We start from the raw sequence: 15,586 nt of genomic DNA on the forward strand, positions 1-15,586 counted from the left end.
ATGCTGCGTGTCGAGGGTATCGATCTCTTCTATGGCGCCAGCCGGGCGCTGCGCGGTGTCTCGCTGGCCGCTGATCCCGGTCGCGTCACCTGTGTGCTGGGGCGCAACGGCGTCGGCAAGTCCTCGCTGATGCGCGCCATCGTGGGCCTCGAGCGCATCCGCGGGGGCCGCGTCGTCTGGGAGGGGAGGGACATCTCCGCCCTCTCTCCCGCCGACCGCGCCCGCGCCGGCATCGGCTACGTGCCGCAGGGGCGCGAGATCTTTCCCTTCCTCACGGTGCGGGAGAACCTCGAGACCGCGCTCGCCGCCGCGCCGCGCGGCAGCCGGGTGCCGGAGGATGTCTTCGAGCTTTTCCCGATCCTGAAGCAGTTCCTGCGCCGGCGCGGCGGCGATCTCTCCGGCGGGCAGCAGCAGCAGCTCGCCATCGCGCGCGCTCTCACCGCGCGGCCGCGCCTGCTGATCCTCGACGAGCCGACGGAGGGCATCCAGCCGAATGTCATCAAGGACATCGCCCGCGTGATCGCGCTGCTGGCCCGGAGCCGCAACATGGCGGTGGTGCTGGTCGAGCAGTATTACGAGTTCGCCCGCGAGCTGGGTGACCAGCTCGCGATCCTGGTGCGCGGCGAGGTGGCGCTGGCGGGGGCATCCGGCACGCTGGACGAGGAGGCGGTGCGCCGGCTGCTGACCGTTTAACGGGCCTTAGCGCCGGTTGCGCACCGGCACGGTCTCCAGCCTCAGCTGTGGCGTCTGGCCGGATTGCCAGGCATTGGCGCCCTCGGCCACGGCCGGCACGGGAAGGTCGGCCCGCCCCTCGCGCCGCTCCTGCGTCGAGAGGCCGAGCCTGCGGTCGCGCTCCGCCACGGCGGCGGGGTCAAGCTGGCCGTCTGCCGTGTAGCCCATCATCAGCCGCGGCGGGCCGAGCGGCAGCGTGTCGCCGCGGTCCACCTGCCAGGTGTGCCAGGTCTTGCCGTAGGTGGTGGAGAGGTCGCGCATCGCGGCCTTCTCCGCCACCTGCGGCAGGCCGGGCATGACCAGCAGGCCGGAGGTGGTTTCATAGTGATGGCTGTGCCAGAGCGGCTTCTCCTCCTCCGGCAGGTCGCGGAACAACCGCTCCGAGACGATGTATTCGATGCCGATCAGCCGCGCCTGGGCGTGGTTGCCGTCGAAGATCGTGCACTGATGCAGGTCCTCGGTGAGATGCGTGCAGTAGTGATGCGCCTCGACGGGCCGCCCCATGTCATCGGCATAGAAATGGAAGCCGTTGAGGTAGAGGTCCATGGCGTTCAGCGGCGCCTTGGACTGCAGCAGCGCCGCGCCCGTGCCAAGCACCTGGCTGCGGGTGGAGGGTTCGGCGCCGGCGGCGGGGCTGCCCTGGTGATGCTGCACCGGCTGGGCCAGGGCATGGCCGCAGGCGCAGGCGGCGAGGGCCGGGGCGGCGGCGGTCAGGACGGCGCGGCGGGGCAGCGGGGATTGTTGCAACCGTTTCATGGCGGAGGTTCTCCCGAAGGGCCTCCGCCTGCAACGGCGGCGCCGCGCGGATGTTGCGGCGCCGGCCTCACATCCGCGCGGGCGGCCGCGTCACATCGTGGCGCCGATCGGCCAGGGCGCGAACTCCGCCGCGCCGAAGTCGTAGCTCTCGCTCTTGGTGCGCTCGCCCGAGGCGACGCGCAGGATGAGCTGGAAGATCCGCTCGCCGCACGCCTCCACCGTCTCGCGGCCGGAGAGGATGGTGCCGCAATTGACGTCCATATCCTCCTCCATGCGCTCGTACATGGCGGAATTCGTGGCGAGCTTGATCGAGGGCGCCGGCTTGCAGCCGAAGACGCTACCCCGGCCAGTGGTGAAGCAGACCATGTTGGCGCCGCCCGCCACCTGGCCGGTCGCCGCCACCGGGTCGTAGCCCGGCGTGTCCATGAAGACGAAGCCCTTCTCCGTCACCGGCTCGGCGTAGTCGTAGACGGCGGTGAGGTTGGTGGTGCCGGCCTTGGCCATGGCGCCGAGCGACTTCTCCAGGATGGTGGTCAGCCCGCCCGCCTTGTTGCCGGGGGAGGGGTTGCTGTTCAGCTCCGCCTGGCCGCGCGCCGCGTACTCCTCCCACCAGCGCATCAGCCCGACCAGCTTCTCCCCCACCGCGCGGGAGGTGGCGCGGCGCGTCAGCAGGTGCTCGGCGCCATAGGTTTCCGGCGTCTCGGAGAGGATGACGGTGCCGCCATGCCGCACCAGCAGGTCCGAGGCATGGCCCAGCGCCGGGTTGGCGGTGATGCCGGAATAGCCGTCCGACCCGCCGCATTGCAGGGCGATGGTCAGGTGGCTGGCCGGCACGGCCTGCCGGTGCACCTGGTTGGCCTCGGTCAGCACCTCGCGCACGAAGGCGATGCCGGCCTCCACCGTCTTGCGGGTGCCGCCCATGGACTGAATGTCCATGTTGCGCAGCCGGCCGGCGAGGTTCTGCTCCTCCAGCAGCCCGGAGATCTGGTTGACCTCGCAGCCCAGGCCGATGGCGATGACATGGCTGAAATTGACGTGCCGCGCATAGCCCGCCAGCGTGCGGCGCAGGATGCGCAGGCCGTCATTGTCGCCCATGCCGCAGCCGGTCTTGTGCGTCAGCGCGACGACGCCGTCGACATTGGGGAACTCGGCCAGCGGGTCGTTGCCGGTGAAGGGGTTGCGCTTGAAGGCATCGGCGATCATCGCGGCGACATGCGCCGAGCAGTTCACGCTGGTGACGATGCCGATGTAGTTGCGCGTGGCCACGCGGCCATCGGGGCGGAGGATGCCCTGGAAGGTGGCGGGCTCGGGTACGTAGAGCGTCGGCCTGGCATCGACGCCCCAGGCATAATCCTTGTCGAAATCGCCCATGCCGCAATTCTGCACGTGCACCCAGTCCCCGGGCGCGATGGGCTGCGTGGCGAAGCCGATGATCTGCCCGTAGCGCTTCACCGCCTCGCCCGGCGCATGGGCGCGGACCGCCACCTTGTGGCCGGGCGGAATGCGGGCGCGGGTCAGGACATTGGGTCCGACGGGCGTGCCCTCGGCCGCGGCGCGGCGGGCGATCAGCACGCTGTCCTCGGGATGCAGGCGGATGAAGGGTGTCTCGGCCGGGGCGTCCATGGTTCGTTGTCCTCCAGGGGTTCGGACATCCTAGAGCGGACCCGGCATCGCGGAAATTGGCAAGGCGTGGGCCGGGCGCTCACGTAAAACAGCCGCCTGAGGGGCTGATCGCAGGGCGGGGCGGACCGCCGGGCGGGCTCAGGCGTGGCCGGCGACACCCGAGAGCAGCAGCGGATCGATCCGCAGCTTGGCCAGGGCCTGCCGCCACTTCTCCTCGGCCGTGCCCTCGAACAGCAGGGCCTCGTCCGCCGAGACGTTGAGCCAGGCGTTGCGCTGGATCTCCTCCTCCAGCTGGCCCGGCCCCCAGCCGGCATAGCCGAGCGCCAGCAGGCCCTGGCGCGGCCCGCCGCCGCCGGCGATGGCCTTCAGGATATCGACGCTGGCGGTGAGCGCGAAATCGCCCGTCACCCTCAGGCTGCCCTCGCTCGACCAGTCGGTGGTGTGCAGCACGAAGCCCCGGCCGCCTTCGACCGGCCCGCCGGCGAGCAGGCGGATTTGCCGCTGGGGCGGCGCCGGCTCCACCTCGAGCTGCTTCAGCAGATCCTCGAAGGAGAGGCTGTCGAGCGGCTTGTTGAGCACGATCCCCATCGCCCCGTCCGCCGAATGGGCGCAGAGGCAGATGACGGACCGGGCGAAGCGGGGGTCCTGCATGCCGGGCATGGCCACCAGCAGCTGGCCGTTCAGGTAGCCGGCCTGCAGGCTGCTTCCGGTGGCCTGGCCCGCCGCGGACCCGAGGGGCTTCCCCTGGGCATTGCGGAAGGCGTCGGGCAACTCATCCTCGCGTGCGCGTCTTGCCATTACTCTGTCAACATGGCGGCGGCGGCCGGCCCGCGCAAGCGCCATGCCGGCCGTCCGGCGCGGCGGGGTGTGGGGCGCGGCGGCGGATCGCGCGTTGACAGTGCGGGCCGGGCTGTGAAAAGCCGGCAGGGCCTGGCGGCGCGGCAGGCGCGCCACAAAGAGGAGAACGCCTAATGACCATTCAGACCGGCGAGACCATTCCGTCGCGGAAGCTGACCGAGGCCACGGCGGAGGGCCCGCGCGAGACCTCGACCGAGGCGGTCTTCGGCGGCAAGACCGTGGTGCTCTTCGGCGTGCCAGGCGCCTTCACCCCCACCTGCTCCGCCAAGCACCTGCCCAGCTTCCTCGAGACCGCGGGGGCGCTGAAGGCCAAGGGCGTCGACACCATCGCCTGCATGGCGGTGAACGACGCCTTCGTGCTGCGCGCCTGGGCCAAGGACCAGGGCGTGGCGGATGAGGTAGTGATGCTGGCCGACGGCGCCGCCGACTTCACCAGGGCGCTCGGCCTGGAGCTGGACCTGACGGCGCGCGGCCTCGGCCTGCGCTGCCAGCGCTTCGTCCTGGTGGCGAAGGATGGCAAGGTGACGCATGTCGCGGTCGAGGCGCCGGGCGCCTTCGAGGTGTCGAGCGGCCAGGCGGTCCTGGCGGCGCTCTGACGGGCCTGCCGGGCGCCGGGCCCCTTAGCCCGGCGCCTCCGGCCGGTCCACCCGCCGGTTGTCGCGGCCGCGGAACCAGATCAGCGCCCGCCGCTCGCGCTGCTCCGGGCTCATGGCGAGCCAGTCGCGGAACTCGGCCAGCACCTTGCCGGTGATCGGCGCCACCGGCAGGTCGAGCAGGGTGTCGAGCGGCATGTAACCCAGCCCCTCCAGCTCGCCCGAGCCGGCGAGCCGCCCCTCCGCCGCCTCGGCCGGGGCGATCAGGAAGCGGGCGTTGAAGCGGATCGGGCTGGTCGGCGGCGTCACCGCGCGGCAGAGATACTCCAGCCCGTCCAGCCGCGGCACCGCGCCGCCGAGCGTCAGCCCCGTCTCCTCCTCCAGCTCCCGCGCGGCGGCGATGGCGAGCGCGCGCGCCAGCCGCGGCGGCGCGCGGTGCTCGAGCGCGGCGCGGGTGGCGGAGCGCAGCTCGGTGGCGGCGGCGGCGGCGCGGTCCGCCAGATCCACCCGGCCGCCCGGAAAGACCAGCCGGTTGGGCATGAAGCGGTGCCCGGCGGCGCGCATCCCCATCAGCACCTCCACCACCCCGGCATGGTTGCGGCGCCAAAGGATCAGGGTGGCGGCGTGGCGCGGAAAGGCCGGGCGGGCGGCGGGAGCGGCCGGGTGGCCGGCGGGGGCGATCTCGGACATGGCGCACAGGCTCGCACCATGCGCGGTGCCCGAAAAGGGGCCAAGTTCTTGACATTGCAACGACGCGAGCGCATCTGCCGGAAAGCGGACGAATCAGGTCCGTTTTAGCTGAGAACCATTCTCAAGGAAGAGGGGCCCGCGTGTTGCGGCTGTCGAAACTGACGGATTATGCCGTGGTGGTGCTGTCGCGGCTCGAGGCCGAGGGCGGGGTGCAGACCGCGCCGGGCCTCGCCGCGGCCACCGGCATCGCCGAGCCGACGGTGGCCAAGGTGCTCAAGACGCTGGGGCATTCCGGGCTGGTCGAGGGGCTGCGCGGCGCGCGCGGCGGCTATCGCCTGGCGCGGCCGCTCTCCGCCATGCCGCTGTCCGAGGTCATCGTCGCCATCGACGGCCCGATCGCGCTCACCGCCTGCGTCGATGGCGCCAGCGGCGGCTGTGAGGCCGAGGCGGTCTGCCCCGTCCGCGGCCGCTGGGACCCGGTGAACGAGGCGATCCGCGCCGCGCTCTCCTCCATCACCCTGGCCGATCTGGCGGTGCCCCGCGCCGCATGCTCCGCCGCGCCGCCCGCCCGTCCGCGCCCGCCGGCGGAGCCGGCCCGCTCTTATTCGCCGGCGCAGCCGGCCCGCCTGCCCGCCCATTCGCCCGCCGCCGAGTAGGGAACACGCCATGCCCGCCGTCACCGAAACCATCGATACCGTCGCCTCCGTCACCTCGGGCACCTACAAGTACGGCTTCGAGACCGAGATCGAGATGGAGTTCGCCCCCAAGGGGCTGAACGAGGACATCGTCCGCTTCATCTCCGCGCGGAAGAACGAGCCGGAATGGCTGCTCGCCTGGCGGCTGAAGGCCTTCGCGCTGTGGCGGACGATGGAGGAGCCGCGCTGGCCGGCGGTGAAGTATCCCCCCATCGACTATCAGGATGCCTACTACTACGCCGCGCCGGTGAAGAAGCCGGGGCCGAAGTCGCTCGACGAGGTCGATCCCGAGCTGCTGCGCACCTATGAGAAGCTCGGCATCCCGCTGCGCGAGCAGGCCATCCTGGCCGGCGTCGAGGGCGCGGGGGAGAGCCCGGCCGAGGGCCGCATGCCGGTGGCGGTGGACGCCGTGTTCGACAGCGTCTCGGTGGCCACCACCTTCAAGGGCCGGCTGGAGAAGGAGGGCATCATCTTCTGCTCCATCTCCGAGGCGGTGCAGCACCACCCCGAGCTGGTGCGCCAGTATCTCGGCAGCGTGGTGCCGCAGGCGGACAACTTCTTCGCCGCGCTGAACAGCGCCGTCTTCACCGATGGCAGCTTCGTCTACATTCCGAAGGGCGTGCGCTGCCCGATGGAGCTGTCCACCTATTTCCGCATCAACGCCAAGAGCACCGGCCAGTTCGAGCGCACGCTGATCATCGCCGATGAGGGCGCGACCGTGTCCTATCTCGAGGGCTGCACGGCGCCGATGCGCGACGAGAACCAGCTGCACGCCGCGGTGGTGGAGCTGGTGGCGCTGGACGATGCCTCGATCAAGTACAGCACGGTGCAGAACTGGTATCCGGGCGACGAGGACGGCAAGGGCGGCATCTACAACTTCGTCACCAAGCGCGGCGCCTGCCGCGGCCGGCGCTCCAAGATCTCCTGGACCCAGGTCGAGACGGGGTCCGCGATCACCTGGAAGTACCCCTCCTGCATCCTGCAGGGCGATGAGAGCGTGGGTGAGTTCTACTCGGTGGCCATCACCAACAACCACCAGCAGGCCGATACCGGCACGAAGATGATCCATCTCGGGCGCAACACGCGCTCGACCATCATCTCCAAGGGGATCAGCGCCGGGAAGGGCCAGAACACCTATCGCGGCCTGGTGAAGATCCAGCCCAAGGCGTCGGGCGCGCGCAACTTCACCCAGTGCGACTCCCTGCTGATCGGCGACCAGTGCGGCGCGCACACCGTGCCCTATATCGAGAACCGCTGCATGACCGCCAAGGTCGAGCACGAGGCGACGACCAGCCGCATCGCCGAGGACCAGCTCTTCTACTGCCGCCAGCGCGGCCTGTCGGAGGAGGATGCGGTCGGGCTGATCGTCAACGGCTTCTGCCGCGAGGTGCTGAAGGAGCTGCCGATGGAGTTCGCCGTCGAGGCGCAGAAGCTGCTGCAGATCAGCCTCGAGGGCTCGGTCGGCTGAGGCCTTTCCCGGCGTCGCGGCACGCCGGTGCGGAACTGAGATGCGAGATGAAGGGCGGCGCCATCCTGTCGGGCGCGCGCCGCAAGGACGGAAGTGGAAGCGATGCTGAAGATCGAAGGGCTGACCGCCGAGATTGATGGCAAGGAGATCCTGAAGGGGATCGACCTCGAGGTGCCCACCGGCGAGATCCACGCCATCATGGGGCCGAACGGCTCGGGCAAGTCCACCTTGTCCTACGTGCTCTCCGGGCGCGAGGGCTATGAGATCACCGGCGGCGCCGCGAGCTTCGAGGGCCAGGACCTGCTGGCCATGGAGCCGGAGGAGCGCGCCGCGGCTGGCCTGTTCCTCGCCTTCCAGTATCCGGTCGAGCTGCCCGGTGTCGGCAATGCCAACTTCCTGCGCACCGCGCTGAACGCGCAGCGGCGTGCCAAGGGCGAGGCCGAGCTGGACGCCATGCAGTTCCTCAAGCTGGCGCGGGAGCGGATGCGCGCCCTGTCGATGCCCGAGGACATGCTGAAGCGCGGCGTCAATGTCGGCTTCTCCGGCGGTGAGAAGAAGCGCAACGAGGTGCTGCAGATGGCGCTGCTGAAGCCGCGCATCGCCATCCTGGACGAGACCGATTCCGGCCTCGACATCGACGCGCTAAAGATCGTGGCCGATGGCGTCAACGCCATGCGCGGCCCGGACTTCTCGGCGCTGGTCATCACCCACTACCAGCGCCTGCTGGACTACATCGTGCCCGACCGCGTGCACGTGCTGATGGGCGGCCGCATCGTGCAGTCCGGCGGGCCGGAGCTGGCGCAGCAGCTGGAGGCGAGCGGCTACGGCTCGGTGCGGGCGGCATGAACGCGGTGAGCGAACCTGCCGTGACCGAGGCCGGCGCCGCCGGCTTCCTGCATCGCTTCGAGGGGCTGCGCGCCCGCCTGCCGGGCCGCGGCCTGCCCTGGCTGGTGGAGCGGCGCGAGGCCGCCGCCGAGAGCTTCCGCGCCCAGGGCTTCCCCAGCCGCAGGGTGGAGGCCTGGAAGTACACCGACCTCGCGCCCCTGACCCAGGCCGGCTTCGGCGAGCCCCTGACCCCGGTGGAGAGCGCGCTGCCGCTGCCCCGCCCGGCGGCGCCACGGCGTGTCGTGCTGGTCGATGGCCGGTTCAGCCAGGACCTGTCCGACCCCGACGCGCCGGTGCGCAGCCTGGCGCGGCACCTTCCGGAGCTGGAGGGCCGCCTCGGCGCCCTGGCGCGGGTCGAGGACCTGCCGCTGGTGGCGCTGAACACCGCCCTCTTCGAGGATGGCGTGCTGATCGATCTCGCGCCGGGCGAGGATGGTGGCGTGATCGAGCTGCTCTCCGTCACCCGTGCCGACCGGCCGGTCGCCTCGCATCCGCGCCACCTGATCCGGCTGGGCGCCGGAGCGAAGCTCGTGCTGATCGAGCGCAGCTGGGGCCATGGCGAGGGGCGCTACCTGCACAGCCCGGTCTTCGAGGTCGAGGTGGGCGAGGACGCGCATGTCACCCACGCCCGGATGCAGCAAGAGGGGAAGGGGGCGATCCACCTTTCCACCGTCTTCGCCGAGGTCGCGGCGCGCGGCACCTATGACAGCTTCCTGCTGCATGCCGGCGCCAAGCTGTCGCGCAGCGAGGCGCATGTGCGGCTGGCCGGGCCGCGCGCGGCGGCGCATCTGAACGGCGCGCAGCTGCTGGGCGATGGCCAGCATGGCGATTGCACCACCTTCCTCGACCACGCGGCGCCGGACTGCCCGAGCCGCCAGACGGTCAAGACGGTGCTGGCCGGCAGGTCGCGCGGCGTCTTCCAGGGCAAGATCCATGTCCATCAGGTCGCCCAGCGCACGGATGGCTACCAGATGAACCAGGCGCTGCTGCTGTCGGACCAGGCCGAGATCGACAGCAAGCCGCAGCTGGAGATCTACGCCGACGACGTCAAGTGCAGCCACGGCGCCACGGTAGGCGAGCTGGACGAGGAGCAGGTCTTCTACCTGCGCTCGCGTGGCATTCCCGCCGCCCAGGCGCGCTCGATGCTGATCGAGGCCTTCCTGCAGGAGGCGGTCGAGGGCGTCACCGAGGAGGCGGCGCGGGCCGCGCTGGCCGAGGCGGTGGCCGGCTGGTGGGAAAGGATGGCGGCGTGATGGAGGGGGCGGTCGCGGCCGGCTTCGATCTCGCCCGCATCCGCCGGGATTTCCCCATCCTGGCGGAGAAGGTGCGCGGCAAGGATCTCGTCTTCCTCGATTCCGGCGCCTCCGCCCAGAAGCCGCGCCAGGTCATCCGGGCGATGACGCGGATGATGGAGACCGCCTATGCCAATGTGCACCGGGGCGCCTACCATCTCTCCGAGGCCGCCACCGAGGCCTATGAGGCGGCGCGGCGCGCCGTCGCCGGCTTCCTGAACGCGGGCAGCGAGCGCGAGATCGTCTTCACCGCCTCCTCCACCGCCGCCATCAACCTCGTGGCGCACAGCTACGGGCGTGGCGTGCTGAGGCCGGGGCAGGCGGTGCTGATCTCCGAGATGGAGCACCATGCCAATCTGGTGCCCTGGCAGATGCTGAAGGCCGAGCGCGGGATCGAGCTGCGCGTCGCCCGCGTGACCGATGCCGGGGAGCTGGACCTCGCCGATGTCGAGGCCAAGCTGGCCGATGGCCGGGTGGGCCTCCTCGCCGTCACGCATATGTCCAACGTGCTGGGCACGGTGACGCCGGCCGGGCGGCTGGCGGCGCTGGCGCATGCGCATGGCGCGAAGCTGCTGCTCGACGGCTCGCAGGCGGCGGTCCACCGCCAGGTCGACGTCCAGGCCCTGGACTGCGATTTCTACGTCTTCACCGGCCACAAGCTCTATGGCCCGACCGGCATCGGCGTGCTCTGGGGCCGGATGGCGCTGCTGGAGGCCATGCCGCCCTTCCTCGGTGGCGGCGACATGATCAGCGAGGTGACGCTGGAGGGCTTCCTGCCCGCGCCCGTGCCGGCGAAGTTCGAGGCTGGCACGCCGCCCATCGTCGAGGCGGTCGGGCTGCACGCGGCCATCGACTACGTCCAGGCCATCGGCATGCCGGCCATCGAGGCGCATGAGCGGCATCTGGTCGATCACGCCATGGCGCGGCTGGCGCCGATCGAGGGGCTCTCGCTGCTCGGCCGGGCACAGGATCGCGGCGGGGTCTTCGCCTTCGCGCTCGACAACGCGCATTCCCATGATCTGGCGACATTGCTGGACCGCGTCGGCATCGCGGTCCGGTCCGGCCGCCATTGCGCCGAGCCGCTGCACGCCCGATTTGGAGTGGAGAGCACCTGCCGCGCCTCCTTCGGCCTCTACACGACCGAGGCGGAGATCGATTACCTGGCGGAGGCGCTCGGCAAGGCGCGGGAGTTCTTCGGCTGATGTTCGACGATCTGCGGGACCTCTACCAGGAGGTCATCCTCGACCACGGGCGCAAGCCGCGCAATTTCCGCCGGCTGGAGACGTTCGATCGCGAAGGCCGCGGCGACAACCCGATGTGCGGCGATCGCATGCAGCTCTGGGTGAAGCTGGCGCCGGACGGGCGGCTGGACGATCTCGCCTTCCAGGGCAAGGGCTGCGCCATTTCCATGGCCTCGGCCAGCCTGATGACCGAGACCGTGCGCGGCAAGACGCAGCAGGAGGCGCGGCACCTGTCCGACTGCTTCCGCGAGCTGGCGATGACCGGCGCCTGCCCCGATTGCGGCGCCGGGCTGGCGGAGGAGATGGAGCGCCTGCAGGCCCTGGGCGGCGTCTCCGAGTTCCCGAGCCGGGTGAAATGCGCGACCCTGGCCTGGCACACGCTGAACGAGGCGCTGGAGAACAGCGGGAAGGAGGCGAGCAGTGAGTGACGGGAGCCCCGCCACCCAGGAGCGGCACGGAAGCTGGACACCGGAGGGCGAGACGCCGCCGCGCATCTCCGAGGACGCGGTGATCGGCGCCATCGCCAATGTCTATGATCCCGAGATCCCGGTGAACATCTACGAGCTCGGGCTGATCTATGCCGTCGAGATCGGCGATGACGGCGTGGTGAAGGTCGAGATGACGCTGACCACCCCGTCCTGCCCCTCCGCCCAGGAGCTTCCGGGACAGGTGGAGGAGATGGTCCGCGCCGTGCCCGGGGTCACCGATGTCACGGTCGAGATCGTCTGGGACCCGCCCTGGGACCCCTCGCGCATGAGCGAGGATGCCCGGCTGGCGTTGAACATGTACTGACCGCTGGCCATCTTGAGGTTGAGATGAGCACCACCGCCACCACGCCCCGTCCCGCTCGCGCGCTGCCGCCCCTCATGCAGGTCTCGGAGGCGGCGGCCGAACGCCTGCGCGCCCTCTATGCCGGCGGACAGGAAGGGCGGCTGCTGCGGATCGCGGTCAAGACCAAGGGCTGCTCCGGCATGGCCTACGACCTGAGCTGGGCCGATGCGCCCGGCCCGGGCGACGAGGTGGTTTCGGACAGGGGCGTGACCGTGCTGGTGGACCGTAAGGCGACGCTGTTCCTGATCGGCACCACCATGGACTACGAGGTGAAGGCCATGTCGGCCGGCTTCACCTTCACCAATCCGAACGAGAAGGGCCGCTGCGGCTGCGGCGAGAGCTTCCACGTCTGAGGGCAGGGCCGGGGGCGATCCCCCGGCCGCCGCCCCGTTCAGTCGAGCCGCGCGCCGGAGACGCGGACGACGTCCTTCCACTTGGCGTCCTCGCGCGCAATGAAGGCGTCGAATTCGGCCGGTCCCATCGGCCGCGGCTCACTGCCGATGTCGCGCAGCTTGGCCAGGGCGGCGGGCTCCTTCAGGATCTCCAGGATCAGCCCCGAGACGCGCTCGATGATCGGCTTCGGCGTCCTGCTCGGCGCCTGCACGCCGAACCAGGCCTCGGCCTCGAAGCCCTCGACGCCGCTCTCGGCCACCGAGGGCACGTCCGGCAGGGCGAACCAGCGCGCCTTGCTGGTCACCGCCAGGGCGCGCAGACGGCCTTCCTGGATATGCGGCAGGTAGGGCGGCAGGTTGTCGATGGCGATGTTGAGCCGGTCGCCCAGCAGGTCGGGGATCACTGAGGCGCTGCCGCGATAGGGCACATGGAAGATGTCCGTGCCGGTACGGTGCTTGAGCAGCTCGCCGCACATATGGCCGGAGGTGCCGTTGCCGGGCGTGCCGTAGCTGAGGTCGCCGGGCTTCTCCTTGGCCTGCTTCAGCAGGTCGGCGAAGCTCTTGATCGGGCTGTTGGCCGGGACGGTGATGACATTGGCCAGGGAATTGACCAGCGCGAGGCTCGTCAGGTCCTTCGGCGCATAGGGCATCTTGGTGTAGAGGAACTGGTTGATGCTGGCCGTGCCGATGGTGCACATCAGCAGCGTGTAGCCATCCGGCTCCGACTTCGCGACCATGTCGCTGCCCAGCATGCCGCCGGCGCCGGGGCGGTTGTCCACCACCATGGGCTGGCCCAGCATCTGGGAGAGCCGCTCGGCGATGACGCGGGCGGTCACGTCGGTGGCGCCGCCGCCGGGGAAGGGCACGACGAGGCGGATCGGCCGGCTGGGATAGGCGGCCTCCGCGCGCAGGCTGGCGGGGAGGAGGGCGGGGGCGGCCAGAAGGCTGCTGGCGGCCAGCAGGTGGCGGCGCGAGAGCGTCATTGCGCGACCTTTCGAGAACGTTTTCTGCGCGCGTGCTAGACGCTGGGGCCCCATTCTGCAAGCGGCAGCCTGGCCTTTCCCGCACCTCCCCCGGCCCCGGCCGCTACTCCACCCTGGCCCCCGAGCGGCGCACCACCTCGCCCCATTTCGTCACCTCGGCGGCGACGAAGACCTCGAAGGCCGCGGGGCTGGTGCCGCCATTGGGCGTCAGCCCCGGCTTCATGCCGCCGAGATCGGCCAGCCGGGCCCAGGTCTCCGGCTCGGCGATGATGGCGTCGATGGCCGCGCCGAGCTTCTCGACGATCGGCCTCGGCGTCCTCGCCGGGGCCTGCACGCCGAACCAGCCGGTGGCCTCGACACCGGGGAATCCCGCCTCGGCGGTGGTCGGCACATCGGGCAGGGCTTCGCTGCGCACCGGCGTGGTGACCGCCAGCGGCCGCAGCCGGCCGTCGCGGATATGGCCGATGGCGGAGGGGAGGTTGTCCACGCCGACCTCGATGCGGCCGGACATGATCTCGGCCAGCATCGGCCCGGCGCCGCGGAAGGGCACATGGGTGAGGTTGATGCCGGCCTCGAGCTTCAGCAGCTCACCCGTCATGTGCAGCGAGGTGCCGGCGCCCGAGGAGCCGATATTGAGCTTGCCGGGCTCCTTCTTGGCCAGTGCCACCAGCTCCGCCAGGGTCTTCACCGGCAGGGCGGGGGTGACGAAGATGACGTTCGGCACCTTGATCACCAGCCCGACACTGGCGAGATCCTGCGGCTTGTAGCCCATTTCGCTGCCGTAGAGCGCGTAGTTGATGGCGCCCGAGGAGACGGTCTGCATCAGGATGGTGTAGCCGTCCGGCTCGGCCTTGGCGACGGCGTCGGAGCCGATGTTGCCGCCCGCCCCGGCGCGGTTCTCGATGGGGAAGGGCTGGCCCAGCCGTTCCTGCAGCCGGGGCGCGATGACGCGGGCGGCGATGTCGGTGGTGCCGGCGGGCGTGAAGGGGACGATGAAGCGCACCGGCCGGGTGGGCCAGTTGGCGGCCGGGGCCGCGCTTCCAGGGGTCGCGCTTCCCGGGGTCGTGCTTCCCTGGGCCATGGCAGGGCCCGCCGCGGGCAGCATGGACAGGGCGGCGGCGCCCAGGGAATGGCCCAGCAGGGTGCGGCGGGGCAGCGGCGTGGTCATGGCGGTCCTCTCCTGGCTCGGCGGCGCGGAGACATGGCCCGCGCCTTGTCCGTCTGGCCTCGTTCCTGCCGCAGAAGGATGCGGCCCCGCAAGCGGGAAGTGCGCCAGCGGTGGCCACCGGCACAGAACCTCGCCGCATGGGTGATCTGCCGGGGGTGGAGGCTCGTCGCGCAGCAGAATTGCGCTATGATGACAAGCCAGGAAACATATGTGCGGGAACCGGCGCGATGAGCCCCTTCAACGATCCTTCCATCCGTTTCACCCGGACCACGCAGCCGCGGCCCAGGCCCGAGGATGCCTCGCTCAGCTTCGGCAAGGTCATGACCGACCACATGTTCCTGATGGATTATGAGGAGGGGAAGGGCTGGCACGATCCGCGCGTGGTGCCCTATGGCCCCTTCAGCCTGGATCCCGCCACCTCGGTGCTGCACTACGGCCAGGCGGTGTTCGACGGGCTGAAGGCCTTCCGCGGCGAGGATGGCAGCATCCGCCTGTTCCGCGCCCAGCGCCACGCGGAGCGGCTCAACCGCTCCTGCCGCGCCCTCTGCATCCCGGAGATGGATCCGGCGCTGATCCGGGCCTCCTTCGAGGCCATCGTCGCCGCCGATCATGACTGGGTGCCGCGCGCCGCCGGAACCTCGCTCTACATCCGCCCGACCGTCATCGCCCGCGACGTGATGCTCGGCGTGCATCCGGCGCACAGCTACACCTACTTCGTCATCTGCTCGCCGGTCGGGGCTTACTACAAGGAAGGGGTGAAGCCGGTTCGCATCCTGGCCACCGACACCCATGTCCGCGCCGTGCAGGGCGGCCTCGGCGAGGCCAAGACGGCGGCCAACTACGCCGCCTCCCTCTCGGCGCAGCAGGAGGCGGAGAAGCTCGGCTTCACCCAGGTGCTGTGGCTGGACGGCGTGGAGCGCCGCTTCATCGACGAGGTCGGCACCATGAACATCATGATGCGGATCGGCGACGAGATCGTCACCCCGCCGCTGGCCGGCACCATCCTGGACGGCGTGACCCGCAACTCCATCCTGACGCTGATGCGCGACTGGGGCCTCGGCGTCTCCGAGCGGCGCATCGACATCCAGGAGGTGATGCAGGCCGGGCGTGACGGCACGCTGGCCGAGATGTGGGGCACCGGCACCGCGGCCGTGGTCTCCCCGGTGGGGCAGCTCCAGTACAAGGGCGAGACCATCACCATCGGTGGCGGCGAGACGGGCGCGCTGACGCGCAAGCTCTACGAGGCCATCATCGCCATCCAGTACGGCCGGGCGCCGGACCCGCATGGCTGGACCAGTGCGGTGCGGCTGCCCGTCGCGGCCTGACCGCCCGAGGCCTGACCATCCTGGCGCGGGGAGGGGGGCGGCCCCCTCCCCGGT

The 15,586-nt window shown here is 70.7% G+C and carries 17 protein-coding genes; 11 read left to right on the plus strand and 6 right to left on the minus strand.

Annotation, left to right across the window (positions count from 1 at the left end; translation table 11 throughout):
- Positions 1-693: an urea ABC transporter ATP-binding subunit UrtE gene (gene urtE / locus D9598_RS10100; protein WP_198366344.1), complete on the plus strand. Its 693-nt coding sequence runs from the start codon at positions 1-3 to the stop codon at positions 691-693.
- A gap of 6 nt (positions 694-699) precedes the next feature.
- Here urtE and D9598_RS10105 read toward each other — a convergent pair whose 3' ends face one another.
- The 3 genes from D9598_RS10105 to D9598_RS10115 form a co-directional block, all read right to left on the minus strand.
- A complete protein-coding gene (locus D9598_RS10105) occupies positions 700-1,488 on the minus strand; it encodes an OBAP family protein (RefSeq protein ID WP_232477101.1) in 789 nt (262 codons plus the stop codon).
- Between the two features lie 90 nt (positions 1,489-1,578).
- Positions 1,579-3,111: a UxaA family hydrolase gene (locus tag D9598_RS10110; protein ID WP_198366345.1), complete on the minus strand. Its 1,533-nt coding sequence runs from the start codon at positions 3,109-3,111 to the stop codon at positions 1,579-1,581.
- Between the two features lie 138 nt (positions 3,112-3,249).
- A complete protein-coding gene (locus D9598_RS10115; protein WP_198366346.1) occupies positions 3,250-3,909 on the minus strand; it encodes a YqgE/AlgH family protein in 660 nt (219 codons plus the stop codon).
- Between the two features lie 173 nt (positions 3,910-4,082).
- Between D9598_RS10115 and D9598_RS10120 the strand changes: the two genes are divergently transcribed.
- Positions 4,083-4,565: a peroxiredoxin gene (locus D9598_RS10120; protein WP_198366347.1), complete on the plus strand. Its 483-nt coding sequence runs from the start codon at positions 4,083-4,085 to the stop codon at positions 4,563-4,565.
- Positions 4,566-4,589: 24 nt separating this feature from the next.
- Here D9598_RS10120 and D9598_RS10125 read toward each other — a convergent pair whose 3' ends face one another.
- Positions 4,590-5,252: an NUDIX domain-containing protein gene (locus D9598_RS10125; RefSeq protein WP_198366348.1), complete on the minus strand. Its 663-nt coding sequence runs from the start codon at positions 5,250-5,252 to the stop codon at positions 4,590-4,592.
- 140 nt (positions 5,253-5,392) lie between these two features.
- On the opposite strand from D9598_RS10125, the gene D9598_RS10130 reads away from it, so the two are divergent.
- From D9598_RS10130 to D9598_RS10165, 8 genes are all read left to right on the plus strand, one after another.
- A complete protein-coding gene (locus tag D9598_RS10130) occupies positions 5,393-5,908 on the plus strand; it encodes an SUF system Fe-S cluster assembly regulator (RefSeq protein ID WP_198366349.1) in 516 nt (171 codons plus the stop codon).
- Between the two features lie 10 nt (positions 5,909-5,918).
- The gene (gene sufB / locus D9598_RS10135; protein WP_198366351.1) at positions 5,919-7,415 is read left to right on the plus strand and encodes a Fe-S cluster assembly protein SufB; all 1,497 of its coding nucleotides are present in this window, start codon (positions 5,919-5,921) and stop codon (positions 7,413-7,415) included.
- Positions 7,416-7,517: 102 nt separating this feature from the next.
- Positions 7,518-8,261, plus strand: a complete 744-nt coding sequence (sufC, locus tag D9598_RS10140) for a Fe-S cluster assembly ATPase SufC (RefSeq protein ID WP_198366352.1) — start codon at positions 7,518-7,520, stop codon at positions 8,259-8,261.
- Positions 8,258-9,553, plus strand: a complete 1,296-nt coding sequence (gene sufD / locus D9598_RS10145; protein ID WP_198366358.1) for a Fe-S cluster assembly protein SufD — start codon at positions 8,258-8,260, stop codon at positions 9,551-9,553. Before sufC ends, sufD begins: the two co-directional genes overlap by 4 nt.
- Positions 9,553-10,794, plus strand: a complete 1,242-nt coding sequence (locus D9598_RS10150) for an aminotransferase class V-fold PLP-dependent enzyme (RefSeq protein WP_198366589.1) — start codon at positions 9,553-9,555, stop codon at positions 10,792-10,794. The genes sufD and D9598_RS10150 overlap by 1 nt, the downstream gene beginning before the upstream one ends.
- Complete coding sequence (gene sufU, locus D9598_RS10155) at positions 10,794-11,261, plus strand: Fe-S cluster assembly sulfur transfer protein SufU (RefSeq protein ID WP_198366359.1); 468 nt, start codon at positions 10,794-10,796, stop codon at positions 11,259-11,261. Before D9598_RS10150 ends, sufU begins: the two co-directional genes overlap by 1 nt.
- Positions 11,254-11,625 (plus strand): SUF system Fe-S cluster assembly protein, encoded by a 372-nt coding sequence (locus tag D9598_RS10160; protein ID WP_198366360.1) that lies wholly within the window; start codon positions 11,254-11,256, stop codon positions 11,623-11,625. The genes sufU and D9598_RS10160 overlap by 8 nt, the downstream gene beginning before the upstream one ends.
- A gap of 23 nt (positions 11,626-11,648) precedes the next feature.
- Positions 11,649-12,017 (plus strand): iron-sulfur cluster assembly accessory protein, encoded by a 369-nt coding sequence (locus D9598_RS10165; protein WP_198366361.1) that lies wholly within the window; start codon positions 11,649-11,651, stop codon positions 12,015-12,017.
- Between the two features lie 38 nt (positions 12,018-12,055).
- Here the strand turns inward: D9598_RS10165 and D9598_RS10170 are convergent, their stop codons facing one another.
- Positions 12,056-13,039, minus strand: coding sequence for a tripartite tricarboxylate transporter substrate binding protein (locus D9598_RS10170; protein WP_198366362.1), 984 nt, complete (start codon positions 13,037-13,039; stop codon positions 12,056-12,058).
- A gap of 103 nt (positions 13,040-13,142) precedes the next feature.
- Complete coding sequence (locus tag D9598_RS10175; protein ID WP_232477102.1) at positions 13,143-14,207, minus strand: tripartite tricarboxylate transporter substrate binding protein; 1,065 nt, start codon at positions 14,205-14,207, stop codon at positions 13,143-13,145.
- A 227-nt stretch (positions 14,208-14,434) separates the two neighbouring features.
- On the opposite strand from D9598_RS10175, the gene D9598_RS10180 reads away from it, so the two are divergent.
- Positions 14,435-15,532, plus strand: a complete 1,098-nt coding sequence (locus D9598_RS10180) for a branched-chain amino acid aminotransferase (RefSeq protein WP_198366363.1) — start codon at positions 14,435-14,437, stop codon at positions 15,530-15,532.
- Positions 15,533-15,586: the final 54 nt, after the last annotated feature.

The sequence above is a fragment of the Roseomonas sp. KE0001 genome (genome assembly GCF_016107285.1).
Lineage (GTDB): Bacteria > Pseudomonadota > Alphaproteobacteria > Acetobacterales > Acetobacteraceae > Pseudoroseomonas.